This is a genomic window from Algorimicrobium algoritergicola (genome assembly GCF_008086165.1).
Classification (GTDB): Bacteria; Bacteroidota; Bacteroidia; order Flavobacteriales; family Flavobacteriaceae; genus Algorimicrobium; species Algorimicrobium algoritergicola.
Genome location: NZ_VSKL01000001.1, coordinates 240,868 through 264,500, shown reverse-complemented (window position 1 = coordinate 264,500; position 23,633 = coordinate 240,868). Strand labels below are relative to the sequence as shown.

Here is a 23,633-nt window from a genome sequence, read left to right as displayed (position 1 = left end):
TTAAATTTTATGAAAATTTACAAATTATTTTTTTTAGTGGTAACAGTGTCATTATTTGTTTTTTCGTGTTCAACTGATAATGAGCATATTGAAAACAAAATAAATGAATCACAATTAACAAATACTTTACTTAAGGGATTACCAACCCAAAAATTGATAATAGGTTCTAATACGTATCTATTAAACTCTTCAGGTTATCATACGAAATACACAAACGGTATATTTAAATATGATTTTAAATATTCAAGCCCTGTGAGTTTTACATATACTGAAACCCAAAGTGAATTTAAAATTTCAAATCCAAAAAATAATGAATTTGTAAAATTGTCAGAACTAAAAATTTTAAATAATGACAAGACAAGTTTTACTTTAGAGACAAGTTCAGGTTTTATTATTGAGGATGTTGTTCTCGAGCATAATTCTAATAAAATATGTTGGCCTTGTATAATTATACCATTGGCTGGAGAAGTTATTGAAACTATTATTGAATCAGTTGGTGATAACTATGATAGTAATTGTGCTCTTGCCATTGAAGCTTGCGAATTTGGTGTACAGTCGATTCAGATTATTGACCAAGGTTGGTTTTCTTCAGCATCTTGTACTGTAATCTGTAAATAATTTTAGCATGCAAAAGTATAAAAAGGTTTGGGTACTTTACATGGCTGGATTTAGTTTAGCATTGGCCATAGTTTTTTTATGTTTTTCAGATAGCGCAGTTCTTTCTGGTCAGCAGGTAGATAAACCCTTTTTTCAAATCGCTTTTCTTGCTGTTATATTGGCTCCAATTATAGAGGAACTCATGTTTAGAGGCTATTTTGGCAGTCAGAAGTACTTAAAATGGGTAAGCATCATATTGCTACCCATTTTTGTTATTTTAATTTCAACAAATTTTGCGGTATTGGTGATATTGGTATCGCTTTATTTACTATTACTCTTCAATTTTAAATTTAAGAAGTTATTTTTAGAGAATTTAATAATAGTATTTAGCGCATCATTATTTTCTATACTACATTTTCAAACCGAAGATTTTAATCAACTCTTTTCACTTTATCCTATTATGTTTCTTTTTGCATTAGGACTTCTTGTAATTTGGATAACAATAAATTTTGGTTTGGTGAAAGCCATAATTTTTCATTTTTTGTGGAATTTGGCTATAATGTCAGCTGTCTTTTTTGCGTTACAGAACCCAGATATTAAGGCTCATAAATTTGAAAATGAAACTATAGTTATCCAATGGGAGAGAAGCCCTTTAGTCAATACCAATTCAAAAGGCATTTCTTATTCGAAAGAAAAATTAATTGCAAATGGTATTACTTTAAATAACCTATTAAGTTTCGTAAATCAGGTAGAACTAAATAAGGACTTAAATAATGAATATTATCAAACTGAAGTTTTTATGAAATATAATTTCAAAATTTATTTGAAAGATTCCACAAAAACACTTTCAAAACCAATTACGGAATATTTTAAAAATCAAAAACTATTAGAGTATAAGTATCAAATGATTGAGTTCTAAAGTTAAATATTTAGTAAATAAAATAGTTCCTAAAACCTAAAACCATGAATGAAGATCAAAAAAACAAACACTTGACTAAAAAGTTTTCACCCTATTTTTTCGTGTATTTTATTGCTACAACATGTGTTTTTTTTATTTTTCCACATGAACTTATGGGAAACACATATGTTTTAATTGCTTATTTGATACTAAGTTTAATTTTTATCTATATCTTTTTCAAGTATAAAAAAAGTCTTAATTAGAAAGCTCTAATTATTATAAACCCGTATTATATTTCCAGACTTTTCAACAAAATAGCGTTTTAAACCGTATTGTCCTGTTGTGCCTTCTTGTTGTTGACCCGTTAAAATATCATAAGCGTTTGCATCATCGCAACTGCATGTTGCAATAACTCCAAGAACTGTTAATTTCGAACAATCGCGAATAGCGTGATTTGGGTCAGATAATTCAAAAGCATTATAATTATTTCCACCTGCATAAAAAACCACCACACCATTAATGCCGTAATTATTGTTTAATATCACATAATTGTTTGGGAATTCCATATCGCTATACTGCGGTAAATTGGTGTTTATTAAATTACCAGTGTCAAATGTGTAGTTTGGTAAAAATTCATTTTGGCGTATATTATCATCATCATTTTTATTACAAGATGTAAAAAAGACAGACGCAAAAACAAGCAAAAACAGATATTTCATAACCAATTATATTTTTAGGGCAATTTACAACAAAAACCCAAACGTATTATAAATTTCGTATATTTAGCTGACTTGCATTTTGCTGTTCAAAACGATTAAAAGTAAGCTACTTATCAAAGTATTAACAATAGGTAAACTTACAGGTATCAAAAAAATTGTGTAGCTTTGTATATATATCTCGTGCAAGCGGGATTTTTTTATGCTGAACAGATTTGGCGCTAGTTGTCCATTTGTTTTCAGCATCTTTTTATTATTATAAAACATGAAATTATGAGTAAAGTATCGTATTATACACCCGAAGGATTAAAGCGATTACGTGAAGAGTTACGCCAATTAAAAGATGTAGAGCGTTCAAAAGCGTCCCAAGCCATTGCTGAAGCGCGAGATAAAGGTGATTTAAGTGAAAATGCCGAGTATGATGCAGCCAAAGAAGCACAAGGCATGTTGGAAATGAGAATTTCAAAATTAGAAGGTGCTTTAGCAGGCGCGCGACTTATTGATGAATCGCAGTTAGATATGACAAAAGCATTAGTGCTTTCAAAGGTCAAAATAAAAAATCAGACTAACGGAATGGAAATGACCTATACCTTGGTTGCTGATGGTGAAGCCGATTTAGCTTCAGGAAAGTTATCTGTTAACTCACCAATTGGAAAAGGCCTTTTAGGAAAATCCGTTGGCGAAGTTGCCGAAGTACAAGTGCCAAATGGTGTTATGAAGTTTGATATTTTAGAAATTTCTAGATAACAAATTCAAAGGCCTATATTGGTAGATAGAAAAAAGTAAACACGAAATTATTCTTGAAAAGATTCCCTTAAAGCGGGAATCTTTTTATATTTACAGGTATACTAATAGCAAACTATGGCAACCCTATTCACAAAAATAATTAATGGCGACGTTCCGTGTTATAAAATTGCGGAAACTGACGATTATTTCGCCTTTTTGGACATTAACCCAAATGCAAAAGGACACACACTCTGTATCCCAAAGCAGGAAGTGAATAAGTTGTTTGATTTAGATGAAGTTACCTATCATGGTTTATTGGAGTTTTCCAGACAAATTGCATTAGCAATTGAAAAAGCTGTGCCTTGTAAACGTGTTGGTTTAACGGTTATTGGTTTGGAAGTTCCGCATGCTCATGTGCATTTAATTCCGCTAAATACTATGGAAGATGCACGCTTTATTTCAAAAGAGAAATTAACAGAACAGGATTTTGAAAACGTAGCAAAAGCGATTCGCTCTTATCTATAATCTAACTTAAGAATACCGTTGCACCAATACCAACGACTATAATTCCGATTAAGACACCAATACCAATCCAAGCTGATTTCTTTAATTTAAAGGACGCTTTTTTAGGTACAAAAGCACGTTTGTGATAATCAAAAACACGATCAATATCATCGGTCCAATTTACAGGATAGATAGTTGTTTCACAGGTTTTACAGAAAAGCTCGTGTGCTGTTTCAGTGGTTAAAGATTTATAAAAGGATGTTTCCACAAATTTCTGCTTAAACGTAAAATGCAAACCATTGGTATTATAGCATTCGGGACAATTATTATTAATTGCAACTTCTTTAATAGTTATAAATCGATCGTCCATAGTTACGTTGTTTTTAAAAGAATTTGCATACTAGTTCCTTTGTCAATTTCAGATGCAAGCACATAGATTTTACCATTATGGAATTCTTCAATAATGCGCTTGGCTAATGATAAGCCTAATCCCCAACCGCGTTTTTTGGTTGTAAATCCGGGGTCAAAGATACGGTTAAATTGACTTCTAGTTAGTCCTTTTCCGGTATCTGTAATGGTTATTTTTACATTATCTTCCAATTGCGAAATAGCAATAACTAATTTTCCTTTTCCACGCATGGCGTCAATGGCATTTTTTACTAAATTTTCAATTGTCCAACTAAAAAGCTGTTTGTTTAACTTGACGTAAATAGGATTTTCAGGAACTGAAATTTCAAATTCAATAAGTTTAGAAGAACGCGTTTTTAGATAGTCATAGGATTCCAATGTTTCTGCGACAATATCCGCTTTTTCTAGCTTTGGTAAGGAGCCTATTTTACTAAAACGTTCAGTAATAGTTTGCAGGCGACTGATGTCTTTTTCAATTTCCGCAATGTATTCCGGATTAACCTGTTCGATTTTTAAAATTTCGGTCCAACCAATTAAAGAGGACAACGGCGTGCCAATTTGATGCGCTGTTTCCTTGGCCATACCAGACCATAATTTGTTTTGAGTGGCAATTTTTGTACTGCGGTAAAAAAAGTAAGCAACAGCGCCAAATAATATAATAATCAGTAATAAGGCAAGCGGGTAATATTTTAGTTTGGTTATTAGTGGTGAGTTGCCGTAATATAAATAGCCATCATTTATTTTTTGGTTCGTTTTAGGATCAATGTAGGAAAGCTCAATAGGTTTGTTTTCAGCTTCTAAATTTGCGATAAGCCTTTTAGTGCTGGCATCATTTTTCAAATACCTTTCTTCAACATTATTGGTCAGTCCAATAGCTCCTTCAGCATTAATAACAACTATCTGGTTGTCATTTTTACTTATTAAAACGCGAGAAACCATCGGATTTACATCATCTTCCAACATGTTTTTTTGAAATTCTGTTTGGGCTAATGCCCAGATGTCCATTTTCTGACGTTGTTCCGCTTTAAAATGTTGAAAAAACACAAAGGTATTCCACAGAATCAAGGATATAATAACAAAACTTGCTGCAACAATTATGTAGCGTGTTAGATTTCGGTATTTAGAAAAAAGCATAGGTTTATTTTGGAATGTTAATATAATGGAAATCTGTTGATAATATTGTGTGAGATGATAACCAAATCGTTTTTAGTTCGTTATTAGATTAATTACATTTGTGCAAAATAATAAAGTTTTCATGATTTCATACGAACCTAAAGAATTATCAACAGGCAAGTTACACGGCTATCTGTTAAGTGCAGTGGCTCCTAGGCCTATTGCGTTTGCTAGTACAGTTGATGCGGATGGAAACCCAAATTTAGCACCTTTTAGTTTCTTTAATGTTTTTAGTGCTAATCCACCAATTCTAATTTTTTCACCAGCACGTCGTGTTCGTGATAATACAACGAAGCATACCTTGGAAAATATTTTAGCTACTAAAGAAGTGGTTATTAATGTGGTGAATTTTGATATGGTGCATCAAGCGTCATTAAGCAGTACGGAATATCCTTTAGGAGTGAATGAGTTTGAAAAGGCAGGTTTTAATATGCTGAAATCGGATTTAGTAAAACCATTTCGTGTCGCTGAATCTCCTGTTCAATTAGAATGTAAGGTGAATGACGTGATACATTTAGGGACCGAAGGAGGCGCTGGAAATTTAATTATTTGTGAGGTTGTAAAACTTCATATAGAAGAAGATATTTTAGACGAAAACGATCAAATTAATCAAGAAAAATTAGATTTGGTTGCTAGAGCTGGAGGTAGTTACTACAGTCGCGCTAAAAAAGGCTTTTTTGAAATCCCAAAACCATTATCAACTTTAGGAATTGGTGTGGATCAAATGCCAGATCATGTAAAAAATAGCATGATTTTAACAGGAAATGAATTAGGCATGTTAGGCAATGTAGAAAGCTTACCAACACCAGAAGCCGTTCAGGAGTTTTTGGAAGCTGTAAGTGAGCATCACCCTAATATTAAAGAAGCAAATCATAGAAAAAAACATAAATTGGCAAAAAACTATTTAAGCTTCGGCGATTTAGATAGTGCCTGGAAAATATTATTATCATAACACAGAAAATTAAATTACAATGGAAGTACAAGGAAGAATTAAAGTTATTGGAGAAACACAATCGTTTGGGAGTAATGGCTTTAGAAAAAGAGAAGTAGTCGTTACAACAGAAGAGCAGTACCCACAACATATTATGGTAGAATTTGTTCAAGATAAAACGGATTTATTAAATAGTTTTCAAGCTGGACAACAAGTAAAAATCAGTATTAATTTACGCGGTCGCGAATGGGTAAACCCACAAGGTGAAACCAAGTATTTCAACTCTATTCAAGGATGGCGTATTGAAGCAGCTCAAGCAGATGCTTCAAACCCAGAAATGCCACCAGTACCACCAGCACAAGCTTTTGCGCCTGCTGACGATTTAAACGAAGAAGATAACGACGATTTACCATTCTAATTTTTGGTAAAATGACGTATAATAAACCTCAATGTTTTTTAATGTTGAGGTTTTTGTTTTTTATAATTCATGAGTTCGTTTTGAATATAAATTTTGATTACGCTTATGTATGTCAGGTTGAGCGCAGTCGAAACCTAATGAAAAGTTCAAAATAGTTGGCGACTGCCCTCGAACTGACAACTAGATATTTTATTATTATTTTTATGCAATTTCTAAATCAAGACTTATGGTTTCCACCCGTTTCACAAGCAAATGAAGATGGCATATTAGCCATTGGAGGCGATTTATCCGTTCCACGATTATTGTTGGCCTATCAATCTGGAATTTTTCCTTGGTTTGAGGACGATCAGCCAATTTTATGGTGGTCACCAGATCCACGTTTTGTTTTGTTTCCTGAAAAACTAAAAGTTTCAAAAAGCATGAAACAGGTATTGCGAAATGCTGATTTTACCGTGTCTATAAACCAAGAATTTAATCAGGTTATTACCGAATGTTGTCACGCAAAGCGCAATGGTCAATCTGGAACTTGGATTACAGATAGTATGATTTCTGCTTATAATGATTTGCATCAAGCTGGATATGCTAAATCCGTTGAGGTTTGGCAGGATGATAAATTGGTTGGCGGCTTTTATGGTGTAGATTTAGGAAATGGTGTTTTCTGTGGCGAGAGTATGTTTGCTAAAGTGAGCAATGCGAGCAAAGTGGCTTTTATTACGTTTATTCAAAATACCGATTATCAATTAATAGATTGCCAGGTGTATACCAATCATCTGGAACGATTGGGTGCAGAAGATATTTCTAGAGATGTGTTCTTGGAATATTTGACGTGATTTTTGGTTGCTAGTTTCAAACTTCCTCATACCTAAAACAGGTTACCTCATGATCATTTACCAACCCAGTTGCTTGCATAAACGCATACATAACGGTTGATCCTACAAACTTAAAACCACGCCTTTTTAAGTCCTTACTAACAGCATCTGAAATAGCTGTTGTGGCTGGCGCTTCTTTATAATTATCAACGTTGTTGATTAGTGGTTTTCCATCAACAAAATTCCAGATGTAGTTGCTAAAACTTCCGAACTCTTTTTGAATGTCCATGAATAATTTCGCGTTGGTAACGGTTCCATTTACTTTCAATTTATTCCGAACTATTCCAGCATCTTGCAATAAACTATCAATTTTTGACTGCTTATAGTTGGCTATTTTTTTATAATCGAAATTATCAAACGCCTTTTTAAAATTTTCGCGTTTACGTAAAATGGTAATCCAACTCAAACCTGCTTGAAAGGTTTCAAGGACTAAAAATTCGAAAAACGTGTCATCGTCATGAACGGGAACTCCCCATTCGTTATCGTGATACGCTTCGTATAAATCGTCGCCAACACACCAAGCACATTTATGTTTTGTCATCATACCTCAAGTTGTAAGTTTTCAGATTAAAGATAGACATAGATATGACATTAATCATATATCAGGAAAAAAAATCGGACTATTTTTGCGCACTATGTAATAATGGTTACTGATGATTAATTGGGTGCATCGTATTTTTGCACCAACATATAATGAGATAAAAATTATGGAAACACTAAACGATACAAATATTTCAAATAGTATTAAAGCGAGTTTAAAAACGAGTTATACTTATACGGATTATCGCCATTTAGTAACGGATCTGGTAGGGAATGAATCTACTACAGGAAACGACAAATCTGAAGATATGGTAGAATACACCAAGCTTAATGATAAGCGTATGAAACGTTGGGATAAAACCATTAAATTAACGGAAGATACGGTAACACGTTTGGCTAATTTTAAAGGCAACGTTACATGGATTGTAATCACCGAAAGCTGGTGTGGTGATGCAGCTCATGTGGTTCCACCTATGGCTAAATTAGCAGAACAATCAGACAATATTTCATTGAAATTAGTTTTACGAGATACCAATGATGAGCTGATGAATCAGTTTTTAACCAATGGCGGGAAATCCGTTCCTAAATTAATTATGGTGGAAACGGAAACATTGGATGTGTTACATACGTTTGGTCCAAGACCAGCAGTTGCAACAAAATTAGTAGCTGATTATAAAGCAAAACATGGCATGATTACGCCACAAATTAAAGAAGATTTACAAGTTTGGTATAATAAAGATAAGGGTCAAAGTACCATTGAAGAGTTACTAAGTATGTTGGGCGTTTAATTCTTACCTTCAAAATAAAAAGTAATAGAACCGAGTTGCGTTTTTTTGGAATTATCCACATTAAAACGCGACGTGTTCGCATATTCTAGAGCATGTTCGTGTAAACAATCATTGTCTGTTGAAGCGGCTGTATTAATGGTCGATTTTATAACATCGCCTTTACTATTAACCGTAATATTTACGACAACTTTCCCACCATCATCACACAAATAAATAGGTGTTGGTAAATATTTATGCGTTCTATTCACTAATGAATAATGCATGGAACTTTTTTTGTTAACCGATTGGACTGATGGGCTACTTTGCTGTTGTTTGAGTACTGAATTCACATCGTTATACGACGATATAACATCTTCATTTATTTCAGAACCTGAACCCGTTCCCGGAGTATTCTCACTGGTCGTTTCTTCAGTGGGTGCGTCTGGTCTGGTAAACTCATAATCTTTTGGAGGTGCAATAGGTTGGTATGCCTGTGCGAATTTCTTGTAGTTTTCAGTTTCGTTATAGGCTTTATTGGTTTCCGCCTTTTCAGTCTGTTCTGCTGCTAGTTTTTCCAGAGCTTCAGCTTCTATTTCTTCTTCTGTTTGCGGTTCCATGAGGTAATAGCTTTCGGCTAATTTTTCGGCATGTTGGGTAATATGAAAACCGAATAGCATCATTAAAACCGTTGCCGAAATTAAGCCAGAGAGTAAACCTGCTTTATGTTTATCTGAAATATACAATACCTGTAAATGTCTTATTTAGAATGAATAATCAAGTTAATATACGTAAAAAGAACCTATTTAGTTGTTAAGCTTTCTATAAAGGCTTCAGGTGAAAGTGCGTTATCCACATGAAAATAGCCAATTTTAGTACGTCGTAACACGGATAAATGCGCTCCAGATTTTAAGGCTTTGCCAAAATCGTGCGCTAAAGAACGGATGTAAGTTCCTTTGCTACAAACTACACGAAACGCAATATGTACACCATCTATTTTAGTGATTTCAAAAATTGAAATTTGAATGCGTCGTGAACTAATTTCAACGGCTTCACCGGCACGTGCAAATTCATACAAGCGTTTACCTTCTTTTTTAATAGCAGAAAAAACGGGAGGAAATTGATCAATATCACCAAGAAACTGTTTGGTGGCTTCATGAATAGCTGTTTCCGTAATATGTTCGGTTGGGAATGTGGCATCAATTTCGGTTTCCAAATCGTAAGAAGGTGTTGTACCACCCAATACAATAGTTCCTGTGTATTCTTTATCTTGACCTTGGTACGTATTTATTTGCTTGGTCATTTTTCCAGTACAAATAATGAGTAATCCTGTTGCCAATGGATCTAATGTGCCAGCATGACCCACTTTTATCTTTTTTATATTGAATGCATGGCGAATTTCCCAACGTAATTTATTAACCACTTGAAAAGAAGTCCAGTGTAAGGGTTTGTCTATTAATAGTACTTGTCCAGATTGGAAATCTTCAGCAGTTTTCATATTAATTTACGAGTGTATAAATAATAGCAGTCACACCAACAATGGCGCAATAAATAGCGAAATAGGAGAGTTTACTTTTCTTTACTAATGAAATCATCCAGGTACAAGCAAAAAGTCCTGCAATAAAAGCGGCTATAAATCCAGCGCTTAAATAGGTGAAATTAGACGCTTCGTAAGTTAAATCACCACTTAAAAGATCTTTGGCAATTTTCCCAAAAATAAGCGGTACAACCATTAAGAAGGAAAAACGAGCTGCTCGTGTTTTATCATTCCCCAATAATACAGAAGTAGAAATAGTTGCTCCTGAACGTGAAATACCAGGAAGCATGGCTACAGCTTGGGAGATACCAATAATTAAGGCGTTTTTAAAACTCACTTTTTTGTGCGTGTCTTTAGCTTTATCAGCTAAAAAGAGTAGGGCAGCCGTTACTAAAAGCATACAACCTACAAGCATAATATTACCTCCAAAAAGGCTTTCTAATTGTTCTTCAAAAAAAAGACCTACAATAACGGCAGGAATCATGGACAGTGCAATTTTAGACACAAATTGTAAGTCTTCATTCCACTCAAATTTCAGAACACCTTTTAGCAGGAGCCAAATATCTTTTCGAAATACAACCATGGTACTCAAAGCGGTTGCAAAATGTAAAACGACTGTAAATAGAAGACTTTCTTTAGGAATGGAGTTATCTCCCAAAATAGCTTTTCCCAGTTCTAAATGACCACTAGAAGATACAGGTAGAAACTCGGTGAGACCTTGTATAACACCTAGAATAATTGAATCGGTTATATCCATTGGGCAAAAATATTAAAATTGACGTAGTAGCCGTAGAACGTGAACGGTGAACGGACTTATTTTTTATTTGGATTTAGTAAAATAGCGTAAACTTCAATAGCAAAACCAAGTAAAACTAACGTTGGCGCCAATCGAATGCGACGAAAATTAAAGATTTCTGGATTAAAAACATTAGGGTCATCACTACCACCACCTGACATCAGGATAAAACCTAAGCCAATTACGGCTAGACCAATTACCATGAATTTATAATTTTTCCTTCCGAATACAAATTCGGTTTGTGTGTCTTCCTTACGTTTTTGTGCGCCCATAATTTTCAATTAATCTTCAGAATGTTCAGATTCCGAAGTAAATTCTGTAAAAATAATAACATCATGAACTGCTAATTATGCAATATGTTCTGATGTGCCGAACCTATTTTTCGGCAAATGCAAAGTAACTGTTTTATTTAAAACTTTTGCGTTAAGAGATTCTAAAATTAATATAGTGTAGCTTATCCTTAATAATACAGTTGATCTGTTTTTAAATTCAAGAAACGTTGCGTAGCTATAAACGTGCTAATCCAAGTAATAATAATGCCTAGTACAAAAATGCCAGCGAATAAAAGGCCTAATAAAACATGGTTGTTTAAGAGCTCTAATTCGGGGAAGGTTTGATTAATATAATATAAAACTACAGCCATCCCAATCATGGCCAAAACGGCTCCAATTACTCCTAGCCGCACACTTTTCCATACAAAAGGACGTCTAATAAACTGCTTGGTAGCACCAACCATTTGCATGGTTTTAATAGTAAATCGTTTGGAGTAAACCGATAAACGAATAGAACTATTAATCAGTAAAACTGCAATAAGGGTAAATAAACCACTGATAACTAAAATCCAGAAACTGATTTTTTTCACATTATCATTCATCAAATTCACCAAGTCATTATCATAACGAACTTCGTCCACAAAGCTTTTGGTAAGTGCTTCTTGTGCAATACCATCTAATTGTTCAGCTGTAACAAAATCGGCTTTTACATAAACATCAATGGAGTTCTGTAGTGGATTATAACCAAGGAACGCCATGAAGTCTTCACCGTTTTCGGCTTTCATAGATTCGGCAGCTTGTTCTTTTGAAACAAATTCAGTCGATTTTACATAATCCGACATCGCCAAGCTTTTTTCTAGCTGTTTTGTTTCAACTTCCTTAGCAGAATCTTTTAAATAAATGGTAACAACCACTTGTTCCTTAAAATGATCAGATACTTTTTTGGCATTTAAAACCAGCATACCCAACAAGCCTAGCAGGAATAAAACCAAGCCTATACTCAATACTACAGAAAAATACGAGGATATTAATCGGCGTTTTTGATACTTCTCAAAAGATGAACTCATAAATACGATGCGTTAATGATGTAAAAATATAAAAGAAATCCAATTCCTTAAGGATTACAACGTTTAAACTTTCAACATTGTTATAATAAGTTTAAATTTGCGCCTTTACAAGCATAAAAAAGACAGATGCAATACAATTTCAACGACATAGAAGCCAAATGGCAAAAATATTGGGCGGAAAACCAAACGTTTAAAGCCGAAAATCAATCTGAGAAACCAAAATACTATGTACTGGATATGTTTCCGTACCCAAGTGGAGCAGGTTTGCATGTTGGTCATCCATTAGGTTATATTGCTTCGGATATTTATGCGCGATACAAAAGGCATAAAGGTTTTAATGTATTGCATCCACAGGGCTATGATAGTTTCGGTTTGCCTGCAGAACAATATGCCATTCAAACAGGTCAGCATCCTGCGGTTACAACCGAAGAAAACATTAAAACATACAGACGTCAGTTAGACCAAATTGGGTTTTCATTTGATTGGAGTCGCGAGGTTAGAACGTCTGATCCCAATTATTATAAATGGACGCAATGGATTTTTATTCAATTATTCGATTCGTGGTATTGCAAGCATGCTAGTAAAGCGTACCCGATTGCAGATTTAGTTGAAGTTTTCGCTTTGGAAGGAAACAAATCAGTAGAAGCCGTTTGCGACGATCATGTTCTATTTTTTTCTGCTGAAGAGTGGAACGGCTTTTCGAAAGAAAAACAACAAGAAATATTATTACAATACCGATTAACCTATTTGGCGGAAACCGAAGTGAATTGGTGTCCCGCTTTAGGAACCGTTTTAGCGAATGATGAAATTGTCAATGGCGTTTCAGAACGTGGAGGCCATACGGTTATTCGTAAAAAAATGACACAGTGGTCTATGCGTATTTCGGCTTATGCGGAACGTTTATTACAAGGACTAGATACGATTGATTGGACAGATGCATTAAAAGAAAGTCAGCGCAATTGGATTGGGAAATCTATTGGTGCAACAGTTAAATTCCCCATCCTATCCTTCCCCAAAGGGGAAGCGACAGCGAGTTCTGAAAAGCGCGCTGGATATTTGACAGGTGGAAATAATTCCCATTTGTTGATTGAACGAGCAAAAGAAATGCGAGCAAATCCAACGCAAGCTGAAGCCGCTTTGTGGGAATGTTTGAGAGGTAAAAAATTAGAATCAAAGTTCAGACAGCAACACCTTATTGAAGATTTTATTGTTGATTTTGTCTGTCTTGATAAAAAATTGATTGTTGAGGTCGACGGTAAAATTCACGATTTTCAATTGGAAGCTGATCATGAAAGAACAGTCAGATTAGAAAACGAAGAGTACAAGGTAATTCGTTTCACTAACGAAGAAGTTTTAGGAAATACCAACGACGTATTAAATAAAATCAGTGCAGAATTAGAGCAAAGAGAATCCCTCAAGAGTAAGCAAGTCCTTCCCTTAGGGAAGGATTTAGGATGGGATATATCCGTTTTCACAACGAGACCTGATACTATTTTTGGAGTCAGTTTTATGACATTAGCGCCAGAACACCAATTGGTTTCACAAATAACAACCGACGCACAAAAATTAGAGGTTGAAGCCTATATAGAAAAAACAGCCAAACGTAGCGAACGCGACCGAATGGCAGATGTAAAAACTATTTCTGGTGTCTTTACAGGTGCTTATGCGGAACATCCATTTAGTAAAGAACCCATTCCAATTTGGATTGGCGATTATGTGCTAGCTGGTTACGGAACAGGAGCCGTTATGTCTGTGCCATGTGGTGATCAGCGTGATTATGCGTTTGCAAAGCATTTTAATATTCCAATTCCAAATATTTTTGAAGGTGTCGATATTTCTGAAGAAGCGTTTGCAGATAAAGAAAAAACGGTGATTACCAATTCCGATTTCTTAAATGGCTTACCGTATAAAAAAGCCATGAAACGCGCTATTTTCGAATTAGAAAAAATAGAACAAGGTGAAGGTAAAACCAATTACAGATTGCGTGATGCCGTGTTTTCAAGACAACGCTATTGGGGCGAGCCATTTCCAGTGTATTACGTAAATGGCATGCCACAAATGATTGATAAAGCTCATTTACCAATCCGTTTACCTGAAGTAGAAAAGTATTTACCAACCGAAACAGGTGAGCCACCTCTAGGTCGAGCTGATGTTTGGGCTTGGGATTCTGAAAATTTTACTGTTGTTAACAATGAGTTGATTGATAATAAAACGGTGTTCCCGTTAGAACTTAACACCATGCCAGGTTGGGCAGGAAGTTCGTGGTATTTCTTTAGATATATGGATGCGCAAAACGACATGGATTTTGCTAGTGAAGAAGCACTCAAATATTGGGAGAATGTGGATTTATATATTGGAGGTAGCGAACATGCTACAGGTCATTTATTATACGCACGTTTTTGGGTGAAGTTTATGAAAGATCGTGGTTTTGTAAATGTAGAAGAGCCATTCAAAAAGCTGATTAACCAAGGGATGATTTTGGGAACGAGTGCTTTTGTGTATCGCTTGAGCTATATGTTTGCCAATCCTAAAGAAGACGAAAAAACTGGCGCTAAATTATTGAAGAAATTACAAAATATTTATGTTTCTCATTCAGAATTTATCAGTAAAGGAGATTTAAACGCAGACAAAGAAGCTTTAAAATCATTAAAAAATACCCTTGCTAAAATTGCAGGTTTACCAGATGCCGATACATTAGAAAATCTCATAGTTGTGCCATTGCCAATTCACGTAAAAGTGCAATATATAAATGCTTCCGATGAATTAGATATTGAAGGGTTACAGCAGGATGGTGAATTTGGAGACGATTATAAAGAGGCTATTTTTATTGGTGAAAATGGTGAAATAATTAATGATGACAATGACGTTTATAAAGTAGGTCGTGAAGTTGAAAAGATGTCTAAATCCAAATACAATGTTGTTAATCCAGATCGTATTTGTGAAGATTATGGCGCCGACAGTTTACGTCTCTACGAAATGTTTTTGGGTCCTTTAGAACAATACAAGCCTTGGAATACGGCTGGAATTACAGGGGTTCATGGCTTTCTTAAAAAATTATGGAAGTTGTACGTAGACGATAGCGGAATTAAAGTTACGGATTCAGAACCTACTAAAGACAACCTGAAAATCTTGCACAAAACCATTAAAAAAGTAGAAGAAGATATAGAGAATTTTTCATTCAATACGTCTGTTTCAACGTTTATGATTGCTGTTAACGAACTGACAGCTCAAAAATGTACGAGTCGTGATATCTTGGAGCCATTTATTGTATTGATGTCGCCTTATGCACCACATATTTCAGAAGAATTATGGAGCCAATTGGGTCATGAAGAATCTATTTCTACAGTCGCTTTTCCAAAATTTGATGAAAAGCATTTGGTAGAAAGTTCTAAAAATTATCCAATTTCTTTTAATGGTAAAATGCGATTTACATTAGAGTTACCCATGGATATGAGCAAAGACGATATTGAAAAGATCGTTATGGCTCACGAAAAAACTCAAGAACAATTACAAGGTAGAACGCCTAAAAAGGTAATTGTTGTTCCTGGGAAGATTGTGAATATAGTTGGTTAATTCCTGCGAATCCCGATAGCTATCGGGAAGGAATCTCTTTATTCAAAGAATAGAAATTTTAATTAATAAAAAAAAGAGTTTTACATTTTGTGAAACTCTTTTTTTTAGAGTAAAATAATAACGAAACTGACAAAATTACTTAACAAACATTTGGCGCACTATTTGCTATATATCTTCTAAATTTACAGTTCAAAAAAAGAAAACAAATGATTGGATATTATATATTAATTGGAGCCATAGCTTTAGTAAGCTGGGCCGTTAGTAGTCAGTTAAAAAAGAAATTTAAAAAGTATTCGCAAGTTCATTTACAAAATGGGATGAGCGGAAAAGAAATAGCAGAAAAAATGCTATTGGATAATGGTATTACGGATGTTGCTGTTATATCAACACCAGGTCAGTTAACCGATCATTACAACCCGAAAAATAAAACAGTTAATTTAAGTGAGTCGGTTTACAATCAACGAAATGCTGCTGCAGCGGCGGTTGCTGCGCACGAATGTGGTCACGCAGTTCAGCATGCACAAGCCTATGAATGGTTAACTATGCGATCCAAATTGGTGCCTGTAGTTAGTGTGTCATCTGGTATGTCCCAATGGTTAATTATTGGTGGTTTAGTTTTAGGTGGAGCCGCAGGTGTTGGTCTTGGATGGTATGTAGCTGTTGCAGGTGTTATTATGATGGGATTAGCAACCATATTCAGTTTTATTACGTTGCCTGTGGAATACGATGCAAGTAATCGTGCATTGGCTTGGTTAGAAAATAAACACATGGTTACACGTGATGAACATGCAGCCGCTGAAGATGCTTTAAAATGGGCGGCTAGAACCTATTTAGTTGCTGCTATTGGAGCTTTAGCCTCATTAGCGTATTGGGCAATTCAAGTATTTGGTGGTCGCGATTAAAAATAAACGCTTTAACGAATTTAAAAGTCAGATGTCTTGCATCTGACTTTTTTTTGTTATTTTTCAAACTCAAATTAGAACCAAATTTAATTATGGAAAACCAAGTTCAAGAACAACATTTATTAGCACAGGTATCAGATATAGATCGGGTGGCTTTTTATAAAAAGACCTACGCTCATGTGGCAGGAGGTGTTTTAGTCTTCATCCTTTTTGAATATTTATTATTGCAAAGTGAAACGATTGTAGAATTCATGTTGTCTATGGTGGATGGCTATAAATGGCTCATCATGTTAGGTGGTTTTATGTTTATCACGAATTATGCCGAGCGCATGAATATGAAAACAACCGATAAAAACACACAGTATTTGGCCTTTGCTATTTATATTCTAGCAGAAGCTTTCATTTTTGTACCGTTGATTTATATTGCTATGTATTATATGGATTCAGGGCCAGAAATGCTAAATCAAGCGGCGCTTGTAACATTAGGATTGTTCACGGGTTTATCAGCTGTGGTTTTGGTCACTAAAAAAGATTTCTCATTTATTAAAACGGGTTTAACTATTGGCTTTTTTATTGCTATTGGATTAATTCTAGCCGGAACATTATTTGGATTTACTTTGGGGTTATGGTTCTCGGTGGCCATGTGTTTATTAGCAGGAGGTTCTATTTTGTACCAAACCTCGAATATGGTAAACAAATACACAACAGATGATTATATTCCGGCTGCTTTAGGATTATTTGCTTCCTTAATGTTGTTGTTTTGGTACGTGTTAAGTATTTTTATGTCACGAGATTAACATAAAACTCTTCTATAAATAAAAAGCTCCTGAATATTCAGGGGCTTTTTATTTAGAAGCTCGTGTTGTCTAAAGAAACAAGTTTATTTTTTAAGGCATATATAACTAATCCTGCTACGTTTTTAGATTCTGTTTTAAGGAGCAAGTTGTTTCGATGACCTTCTACGGTCCTAGGACTTATAAAAAGTTTTTCGCCAATATCATTTGTAGTGTATTGTTTGCAGATAAGGTTTAAAACTTCAATTTCACGTTTTGTAAAATAATTGCTATCAAAAGTTGATTTTGTTTTTTTATCTTTAGGATTGGTAATACTTTCATGAACATATTGCATCACTTTGCCATCGTAATAAAATCCGTTGTCATAAACTTCTTCAATCGTTTTAATCATTAATGTAGGCGTACTGTTTTTTGCTAAATACGCAACAGCACCAATAGAAATCATGTTTAAAATAAATGGTTTACTAAAATAACTGGTCAATGCAATTACTTTTATACCTGGAAATTCTTTGTGAATTATTTTAGTGACTTCAACACCATTTAAACCAGGCATTTTAAGGTCTGTCACAACTATGTCTGGTACTATTTTTGCTTCACGTAATTGGTGTATTAAATCATCACCATCTTTAGCGTCAAATAGAACATTAATACGATCTTCGTTACCTAAAATAGCTTTTAGTCCTTGGAGAAACAAAAGTTCATCGTCTGCTAATGCTATATTTATTTTAGTCATGGTACTTACATTGTATTATAAAAAGGCTTCCATTATTTTTTGTGCTTTCCATTTTAAAATAACCATTTAATATCTTTGCGCGACTCTTAATGTTTTGTAAACCAATACCCGAATTTTTTTCTATTTCCGAGACATTGAATCCAACACCATTGTCTTGATATCGAATATTAAAACCAGTTATGCTTTCTTCCATATATATGGCCAATTCATTTGCTTTTCCATGTCTTATAGAGTTATTCATTAATTCTTGAATAATTCTGAATACATGTAATTGATTGTTTCTAGATAGTTTAATTAGGTTTTCAACATTATGCTCTATTTCTATTGCCGTGTTGACTGAAAAGTCGTCAAATAATTCTTCTAAAGCAACTTTAAGCCCAAATTCATCTAAAATAGGTGGCATTAAATCGTGTGCAATTTTTCTAGAGCTCTCTAAAGTGGTTGAGGTTATTTGAAGTATTTGGTTTAATGCAGCTCTTTGTTTTTCAGTAATAGATTTATCTATTAAAAGTACATTGGTAGTTAAACTTACAACATTAAGTTTAGAGCTAATGGCATCATGCAAGTCTTGAGCTATGCGTTTCCGTTCAATTTCTTGAATGGCAATGGATGTTTGTAATATTTTTTGTTGATTTTCCAATTTTAAATCAGCTTTTTCTAATTCTTTTTGTACAATTTTTCGTCTTGAATAATGAAAGAATAGAATTAATCCGGTTGTTATTAAAACCAGAAATATTATTCCGTAAAATAAGGCTTGAATGATTAATTTTTCGTTCTCCATAAGCTCTTTTTCCATTCAATTAAAATTACTGTTAAATAGCCTACGTAAAATAATCTATTTAAAAACCATGCATCTGACGCGATGTCTCTGTCCAGTTTGCTTAAATAATCACCTAAAATAAATATCAAGGTGCTAGTAGATAAATAGATCAATACACCTGCATTTATATACATATACTTCCCTGTTCTACTTAGTGCGTTATATAAGTGAATAATGGAATATATAACTAATGGAAATGATGTGATAAATATTTCCAATAAATTAAATTTATAATACAATTCTGGATTCAATGAATATTGAATTATGAGAACAGAAAACACGATGCCACTAATAATTTTTTGAGCACGTCGTTGTCTTTTATTAAACAATTGACTAAAAAAAAGAGTCAAGAATATGAATTGAAAAATAAAATAGAAATGAGATAAAAATAAATTGTTTTGTTTAATGTGAAGTACTTCATGATAATCAACTATTAGCAGACTTGCAATTAAAACACAAAAAGTAAGCGTTAAATATATCGCGAAATATTTAAGGGCTTTACTTTTGTTGTCTTTCAAATAGCTGTAAGCATACAATATCACGTTCATGAATAGTAATACTAAACTTAAATTCTTTAAAATATTATCAAATATTTTCATTCCACTTTTAAAGGTTATTTAGAGGGCTGTCCGTGTCGCAATAATTTGGACAAGGATCTGTAAAATCAAAAACACCACTTCCTGTTAATGTTGCCACCATTTTATCTACGTCCTTCCCAGGGCAGCTAGACGGTTTTTCGCCTTCAACAATGTCTCTGTGAATTCCTTTGCAATCAGCTTTCGTGCCAACAATTAGCAGTTTTTCTGTTTGTGGTGTTGGAAGGTCTCCATCTGGTCTTTTTATGGCCATGTATGCGCGTACGCCAGAATCGTCTACGTTTTTAACCGTGTATGTTCCTGCGCCATTATCTACTAAAACTTCCATTTCTGTTAAGCAAGCAATCAAGTCGTTTGCGGGAATTAGAAATGCTTTCGCATGATTTTTGTTTTCGCCTTGCCATTTTTTTGCATAGGCAATAGCATCATTAATGTCAATTGGTTTTGCTTTCATAATTTAAAATAATATTGATTAATAGCCACTAAATCTACAGGTTATTTTCAACAAACTTATGTAAAAAAAAGAAAACAGGGGTTTCTACTCGGTTCCCACTTCGCGTATAAGCGCCCTCTTTTAACTAACTGATAATCAGTATCTTTGATTTATTGTTAATCAATTAAATATTTTTATTATGGATCAATTTATGATACAAATTCAATGTTTGGAGGTGATTTTTCGCCAAGAGGTTGGTCATTCGGCGACGGACAATTATTAGCAATTTCCCAATACAATGCGCTATTTTCACTTTTAGGTACCACCTATGGTGGTGATGGCAGAACAACTTTTGGTTTGCCAGATTTAAGGGGTAGAGTGGCCGTTCACCAAGGTAGTGGGCCAGGATTACCTGTTGTAAATTTAGGTCAAAAAGCAGGAGAAGCAAAAGTAACACGTAATGCGACTCAAATTCGAGAACACAATCACACTGGTGTAGTTCAGGCCGTTAATCCTCCGCCACGCGCTGGTGTTGAACCAGACCCAATAAACGCGTACAATGCACAATGTGGTGTGTATGCCACAGAACCAAACGCAAAAATGGCCGCGTATAGCGTTGTTGTTGGTAAAGCTGTGGTAGTTTGCCCCACAATAATGTGCAGCCTTATCAAGCAGTTAATTGCATCATTGCTTTAGAAGGGATTTATCCATCTAGAAGTTAATATTATAAAAAAAACAGGGTACTATTAATTTTTAATAGTACCCAATTCTAATCTTTAAAACTTTTATTATGAAAAAAAACGACATTTTTAAGAATGCAATCTCCAAAGGTATGCTGCTTTGTTGTATAATGTTGCTAGTAAGTTATTCGGCAACCGCTCAAAATTTAATATTCACTATTGATACCGTAATAGATGATGCTGCAGATGTTATGACCGAAACTATTACCCAAGGAGCAGATAGTTATGTTTTATTAATTAATCACCCAGGACTTGAAACACTAGATGATGTTGGAGGTGGTGATTTAATAGTATATATTGGAAGTGGTGGGCCGGTACTAGACCAACCTTATGTAATAAGTCTAACCAAAAACAATGACCCGTTTAGCTTTACGCTAAATAGCTTGGATTATGATACTCTTGGAGTGGGAGATATTTCTCTGGAAAATCAAGATGATTTTGAAATTAGTCCAAACACAGAATATCCTGTTGGTTTTGGAACCATAACACCATCAAATATGACAAATGCCACTAATATTGCTAATTTTAAAATTACACCGCATGATGATGATGGTAGTGGTGAATTGAACGATTTTGGATTTCATAATTTTAATATCACAGTTGGTACTACATTGGGTACTAATAGCTTTGAGCTAAGTGAAAAAATTCATGTTTATCCAAATCCATCTAATGGGAATATTACGATTAGAAATTCTGGTGTTGCTTTAGAAAAAGTAAATATTACAGATTTACATGGCCGTGTTGTTAGTAGTTATAATTTATATGGAATAACAACAGATAAAAAGCTAGATTTGAGATCTGAATTAGCTTCTGGCATGTACTTTATGTCTATTACTTCTGAAAAAGGCGTTTTAACAAAAAAAATACTTATTAAATAAAGCTGACATGGCTAAATTGAAAAAGCTCCTGATTGTTCAGGAGCTTTTTTTATATTTTAATTTGTCTGTCAATTTGCTGATTCAAAGAAATAAAGGTTTCTGTTCTGGAAACACCTGAAATGGATTGGATATCCTTATTCAGTAAATGCATTAAATGCTCATTATCCTTACAGAGTATTTTAATGAAAATACTCCAGTTTCCTGTAGTATAATGGCATTCCAATACTTCAGGAATTTTTTGTAACTGCTTCACAGCTTCCGGATTGCTCATGGCTTTATCCAAGTAAATACCAATAAAAGCCATGGTTGTATAACCCAATACTTTCGGGTTTATTACAAATTTAGAGCCTGAAATAATTCCTGATTTTTCAAGCTTCCGAAGCCGTTGATGAATTGCTGCTCCAGAAATACCTACTTCTCGTGCAATTTCCAAAACAGGTGTTCTGGCATCGCTCATTAAAGCTCGTAAAATGGTTTTATCTATACCATCAATAGTTATTTCCTTATTGTTTATTTTCATGAATCAGAAAATTACAAGTGCAAAAAGCGCTTATAAATTTAGCGGGTTATATCCTAAATATGGCACTTCAGTTTCTGTAAACGCAATACCATAGGTTTCCAATTCTTGTAAAATTGGTCCATAAACTTCTTTGGTAATAGGCATTTGCACACCAGGCGTCGTTATTGTTTCGTTTAAAATAGCTAACGTTGCAATAGCAACAGGAAGGCCAACGGTTTTAGCCATTGCTGTGTACGTTTGATCTTCACCAATAGTTACCATGGTTGAATCTATTTGATGTTGTTTGCCATCTAATTCATAACCAAACTTATGGTACATAACAATCATGTCCTTATCATCTTCTTCTAATGTCCAACTATCCATCAGGATTTTTTGAAGAATTTGCGCAGGTGTTGCTTTTTTCAATTCAACACGTTTCTTGCTATTTAAAATATCTAATTCTAGAATTTTATCCCAAACAATATCATCCTGATCAATTTTTAAAGCATGGCGGAATTTTAATTCAACAGAATCCGTTGGGCTATACGGTAAAAAGGCATTTACAAAATCGCGATAGCTCATGTTTTCACTATCATCAATGGTATAGCTATCATCGGTCATTCCTAATTGAACAAACATGTTCCAAGCACGACTGAAGCCTACACGACGCATGGTTCCTCTATATAATGTTTTCACACTATTTAACCCGTAAACAGATTGATACTTTAGGGAATCACGATTGGCATAACCTTCAAAACGGCCATATCCTTCAACATCTAAAAATTCTGTTCTTCTAAATAATCGGTTATACGGAATGTATTTGTATGTGCCTTCTTGCAAAAATTTAGCAGCGCCACCTTGCCCGGCTACTACTACGTTCCTTGGGTTCCAAGTAAATTTGTAATTCCATAAATTATTGTCGCTTTCGGGAGCTACCAAACCACCAGTAAACGATTCAAAAAGAATCAAGGTTCCACCAGCATCACGAATTCTATCAATAACATGCATGGCGCTCATGTGGTCAATACCAGGATCTACACCAATTTCATTCATAAAAATTAAACCTTTATCGCGTGCTGCTTTATCCAGGTTTTGCATCTCATCACTGATGTACGAGGCTGTTACCATATTTTTATTGAAGGTAATACAGTCGCGAGCTACTTCAATATGGAAGCGAGCAGGTAGCATAGAGATAACAATGTCACAATTCTGAATGGCATTTTGGCGCGATTCTTTATCAAAAACGTCCAGCATAATTGCTTGAGCATTTTCGTGATTATTGATTAATTTTTTGGCGTTTGTAAAATTTACATCGCCTACAATAATTAATAAATTTTCTTTATCAGATTTTTCAAGTAAGTACTTTATAAGGTAAGATGCGGATTTTCCAGCACCAATGAGTAATATCTTTCGCATAATGAAATATGTTGAGTATTTTTGTTGTCACGA

Annotated in this window: 27 protein-coding genes; 13 read left to right on the top strand and 14 right to left on the bottom strand. The window is 34.3% G+C overall.

Annotated features, from left to right (window positions below; genetic code table 11):
* Positions 1–9 precede the first annotated feature (9 nt).
* Entirely contained in the window at positions 10–618 is a 609-nt protein-coding gene (locus ES675_RS01385; protein WP_066255073.1) for a hypothetical protein, read from the top strand.
* A gap of 7 nt (positions 619–625) precedes the next feature.
* Positions 626–1,516 carry a CPBP family intramembrane glutamic endopeptidase gene (locus ES675_RS01380; RefSeq protein WP_066255070.1) on the top strand — a complete coding sequence of 297 codons (891 nt, stop codon included), beginning with the start codon at positions 626–628 and terminating at the stop codon, positions 1,514–1,516.
* Between the two features lie 248 nt (positions 1,517–1,764).
* Here the strand turns inward: ES675_RS01380 and ES675_RS01375 are convergent, their stop codons facing one another.
* Positions 1,765–2,214, bottom strand: a complete 450-nt coding sequence (locus tag ES675_RS01375; protein ID WP_066255064.1) for a hypothetical protein — start codon at positions 2,212–2,214, stop codon at positions 1,765–1,767.
* 270 nt (positions 2,215–2,484) lie between these two features.
* Here ES675_RS01375 and greA point away from each other — a divergent pair, with 270 nt between their 5' ends.
* The gene (greA, locus tag ES675_RS01370; RefSeq protein ID WP_066255062.1) at positions 2,485–2,958 is read left to right on the top strand and encodes a transcription elongation factor GreA; all 474 of its coding nucleotides are present in this window, start codon (positions 2,485–2,487) and stop codon (positions 2,956–2,958) included.
* A gap of 114 nt (positions 2,959–3,072) precedes the next feature.
* Positions 3,073–3,462, top strand: a complete 390-nt coding sequence (locus tag ES675_RS01365; protein WP_066255059.1) for an HIT family protein — start codon at positions 3,073–3,075, stop codon at positions 3,460–3,462.
* A 1-nt stretch (position 3,463) separates the two neighbouring features.
* On the opposite strand, the gene ES675_RS01360 is transcribed toward ES675_RS01365, so the two are convergent.
* Together ES675_RS01360 and ES675_RS01355 are read right to left on the bottom strand one after the other, a co-directional pair.
* Positions 3,464–3,811, bottom strand: a complete 348-nt coding sequence (locus ES675_RS01360) for a hypothetical protein (RefSeq protein ID WP_066255055.1) — start codon at positions 3,809–3,811, stop codon at positions 3,464–3,466.
* Positions 3,812–3,813: 2 nt separating this feature from the next.
* Positions 3,814–4,983 (bottom strand): sensor histidine kinase, encoded by a 1,170-nt coding sequence (locus tag ES675_RS01355; protein WP_066255052.1) that lies wholly within the window; start codon positions 4,981–4,983, stop codon positions 3,814–3,816.
* A gap of 121 nt (positions 4,984–5,104) precedes the next feature.
* Here ES675_RS01355 and ES675_RS01350 point away from each other — a divergent pair, with 121 nt between their 5' ends.
* The 3 genes from ES675_RS01350 to aat all read left to right on the top strand — a co-directional run bounded on the left by ES675_RS01350 (position 5,105) and on the right by aat (position 7,201).
* The gene (locus tag ES675_RS01350) at positions 5,105–5,974 is read left to right on the top strand and encodes a flavin reductase family protein (RefSeq protein WP_066255047.1); all 870 of its coding nucleotides are present in this window, start codon (positions 5,105–5,107) and stop codon (positions 5,972–5,974) included.
* Positions 5,975–5,993: 19 nt separating this feature from the next.
* Positions 5,994–6,371 (top strand): DUF3127 domain-containing protein, encoded by a 378-nt coding sequence (locus ES675_RS01345; protein WP_066255044.1) that lies wholly within the window; start codon positions 5,994–5,996, stop codon positions 6,369–6,371.
* 203 nt (positions 6,372–6,574) lie between these two features.
* Complete coding sequence (aat, locus tag ES675_RS01340; protein ID WP_066255041.1) at positions 6,575–7,201, top strand: leucyl/phenylalanyl-tRNA--protein transferase; 627 nt, start codon at positions 6,575–6,577, stop codon at positions 7,199–7,201.
* A 16-nt stretch (positions 7,202–7,217) separates the two neighbouring features.
* Here aat and ES675_RS01335 read toward each other — a convergent pair whose 3' ends face one another.
* Complete coding sequence (locus ES675_RS01335; RefSeq protein WP_066255039.1) at positions 7,218–7,781, bottom strand: DNA-3-methyladenine glycosylase I; 564 nt, start codon at positions 7,779–7,781, stop codon at positions 7,218–7,220.
* A 166-nt stretch (positions 7,782–7,947) separates the two neighbouring features.
* Between ES675_RS01335 and ES675_RS01330 the strand changes: the two genes are divergently transcribed.
* On the top strand, positions 7,948–8,568 hold the full coding sequence (locus ES675_RS01330; RefSeq protein ID WP_066255127.1) for a thioredoxin family protein: 621 nt from the start codon (positions 7,948–7,950) through the stop codon (positions 8,566–8,568).
* On the opposite strand, the gene ES675_RS01325 is transcribed toward ES675_RS01330, so the two are convergent.
* The 5 genes from ES675_RS01325 to ES675_RS01305 all read right to left on the bottom strand — a co-directional run bounded on the left by ES675_RS01325 (position 8,565) and on the right by ES675_RS01305 (position 12,216).
* The gene (locus tag ES675_RS01325) at positions 8,565–9,290 is read right to left on the bottom strand and encodes a hypothetical protein (protein WP_066255036.1); all 726 of its coding nucleotides are present in this window, start codon (positions 9,288–9,290) and stop codon (positions 8,565–8,567) included. The two genes, ES675_RS01330 and ES675_RS01325, sit on opposite strands and share 4 nt — an antisense overlap.
* A 56-nt stretch (positions 9,291–9,346) precedes the next feature.
* A complete protein-coding gene (gene truB, locus ES675_RS01320) occupies positions 9,347–10,042 on the bottom strand; it encodes a tRNA pseudouridine(55) synthase TruB (protein ID WP_066255034.1) in 696 nt (231 codons plus the stop codon).
* A 1-nt stretch (position 10,043) separates the two neighbouring features.
* Positions 10,044–10,838: an undecaprenyl-diphosphate phosphatase gene (locus ES675_RS01315; protein ID WP_066255032.1), complete on the bottom strand. Its 795-nt coding sequence runs from the start codon at positions 10,836–10,838 to the stop codon at positions 10,044–10,046.
* A gap of 56 nt (positions 10,839–10,894) precedes the next feature.
* Entirely contained in the window at positions 10,895–11,149 is a 255-nt protein-coding gene (locus ES675_RS01310; protein ID WP_066255029.1) for a DUF3098 domain-containing protein, read from the bottom strand.
* Between the two features lie 188 nt (positions 11,150–11,337).
* Positions 11,338–12,216 (bottom strand): cell division protein FtsX, encoded by an 879-nt coding sequence (locus tag ES675_RS01305; RefSeq protein WP_066255025.1) that lies wholly within the window; start codon positions 12,214–12,216, stop codon positions 11,338–11,340.
* A 126-nt stretch (positions 12,217–12,342) separates the two neighbouring features.
* On the opposite strand from ES675_RS01305, the gene ES675_RS01300 reads away from it, so the two are divergent.
* From ES675_RS01300 to ES675_RS01290, 3 genes are all read left to right on the top strand, one after another.
* Positions 12,343–15,789, top strand: a complete 3,447-nt coding sequence (locus tag ES675_RS01300; protein ID WP_066255022.1) for a leucine--tRNA ligase — start codon at positions 12,343–12,345, stop codon at positions 15,787–15,789.
* Positions 15,790–15,995: 206 nt separating this feature from the next.
* Positions 15,996–16,691 (top strand): zinc metallopeptidase, encoded by a 696-nt coding sequence (locus ES675_RS01295; protein WP_066257251.1) that lies wholly within the window; start codon positions 15,996–15,998, stop codon positions 16,689–16,691.
* A gap of 92 nt (positions 16,692–16,783) precedes the next feature.
* Positions 16,784–17,488: a Bax inhibitor-1/YccA family protein gene (locus ES675_RS01290; protein WP_066257256.1), complete on the top strand. Its 705-nt coding sequence runs from the start codon at positions 16,784–16,786 to the stop codon at positions 17,486–17,488.
* 52 nt (positions 17,489–17,540) lie between these two features.
* Here the strand turns inward: ES675_RS01290 and ES675_RS01285 are convergent, their stop codons facing one another.
* From ES675_RS01285 to ES675_RS01275, 3 genes are all read right to left on the bottom strand, one after another.
* On the bottom strand, positions 17,541–18,218 hold the full coding sequence (locus tag ES675_RS01285) for a response regulator transcription factor (protein ID WP_066257259.1): 678 nt from the start codon (positions 18,216–18,218) through the stop codon (positions 17,541–17,543).
* Positions 18,211–18,999 carry a sensor histidine kinase gene (locus tag ES675_RS01280; protein WP_066257268.1) on the bottom strand — a complete coding sequence of 263 codons (789 nt, stop codon included), beginning with the start codon at positions 18,997–18,999 and terminating at the stop codon, positions 18,211–18,213. Before ES675_RS01280 ends, ES675_RS01285 begins: the two co-directional genes overlap by 8 nt.
* A gap of 645 nt (positions 19,000–19,644) precedes the next feature.
* On the bottom strand, positions 19,645–20,088 hold the full coding sequence (locus ES675_RS01275; RefSeq protein WP_148367200.1) for a hypothetical protein: 444 nt from the start codon (positions 20,086–20,088) through the stop codon (positions 19,645–19,647).
* Positions 20,089–20,292: 204 nt separating this feature from the next.
* On the opposite strand from ES675_RS01275, the gene ES675_RS01270 reads away from it, so the two are divergent.
* Both ES675_RS01270 and ES675_RS01265 read left to right on the top strand, forming a co-directional pair.
* A complete protein-coding gene (locus ES675_RS01270; RefSeq protein WP_197503480.1) occupies positions 20,293–20,763 on the top strand; it encodes a phage tail protein in 471 nt (156 codons plus the stop codon).
* Positions 20,764–20,857: 94 nt separating this feature from the next.
* Positions 20,858–21,685: a T9SS type A sorting domain-containing protein gene (locus tag ES675_RS01265; protein WP_066250814.1), complete on the top strand. Its 828-nt coding sequence runs from the start codon at positions 20,858–20,860 to the stop codon at positions 21,683–21,685.
* Between the two features lie 49 nt (positions 21,686–21,734).
* On the opposite strand, the gene ES675_RS01260 is transcribed toward ES675_RS01265, so the two are convergent.
* Both ES675_RS01260 and ES675_RS01255 read right to left on the bottom strand, forming a co-directional pair.
* Complete coding sequence (locus tag ES675_RS01260; RefSeq protein WP_066250811.1) at positions 21,735–22,205, bottom strand: Lrp/AsnC family transcriptional regulator; 471 nt, start codon at positions 22,203–22,205, stop codon at positions 21,735–21,737.
* Between the two features lie 30 nt (positions 22,206–22,235).
* Positions 22,236–23,600, bottom strand: coding sequence for a saccharopine dehydrogenase family protein (locus ES675_RS01255; RefSeq protein ID WP_066250807.1), 1,365 nt, complete (start codon positions 23,598–23,600; stop codon positions 22,236–22,238).
* Positions 23,601–23,633: the final 33 nt, after the last annotated feature.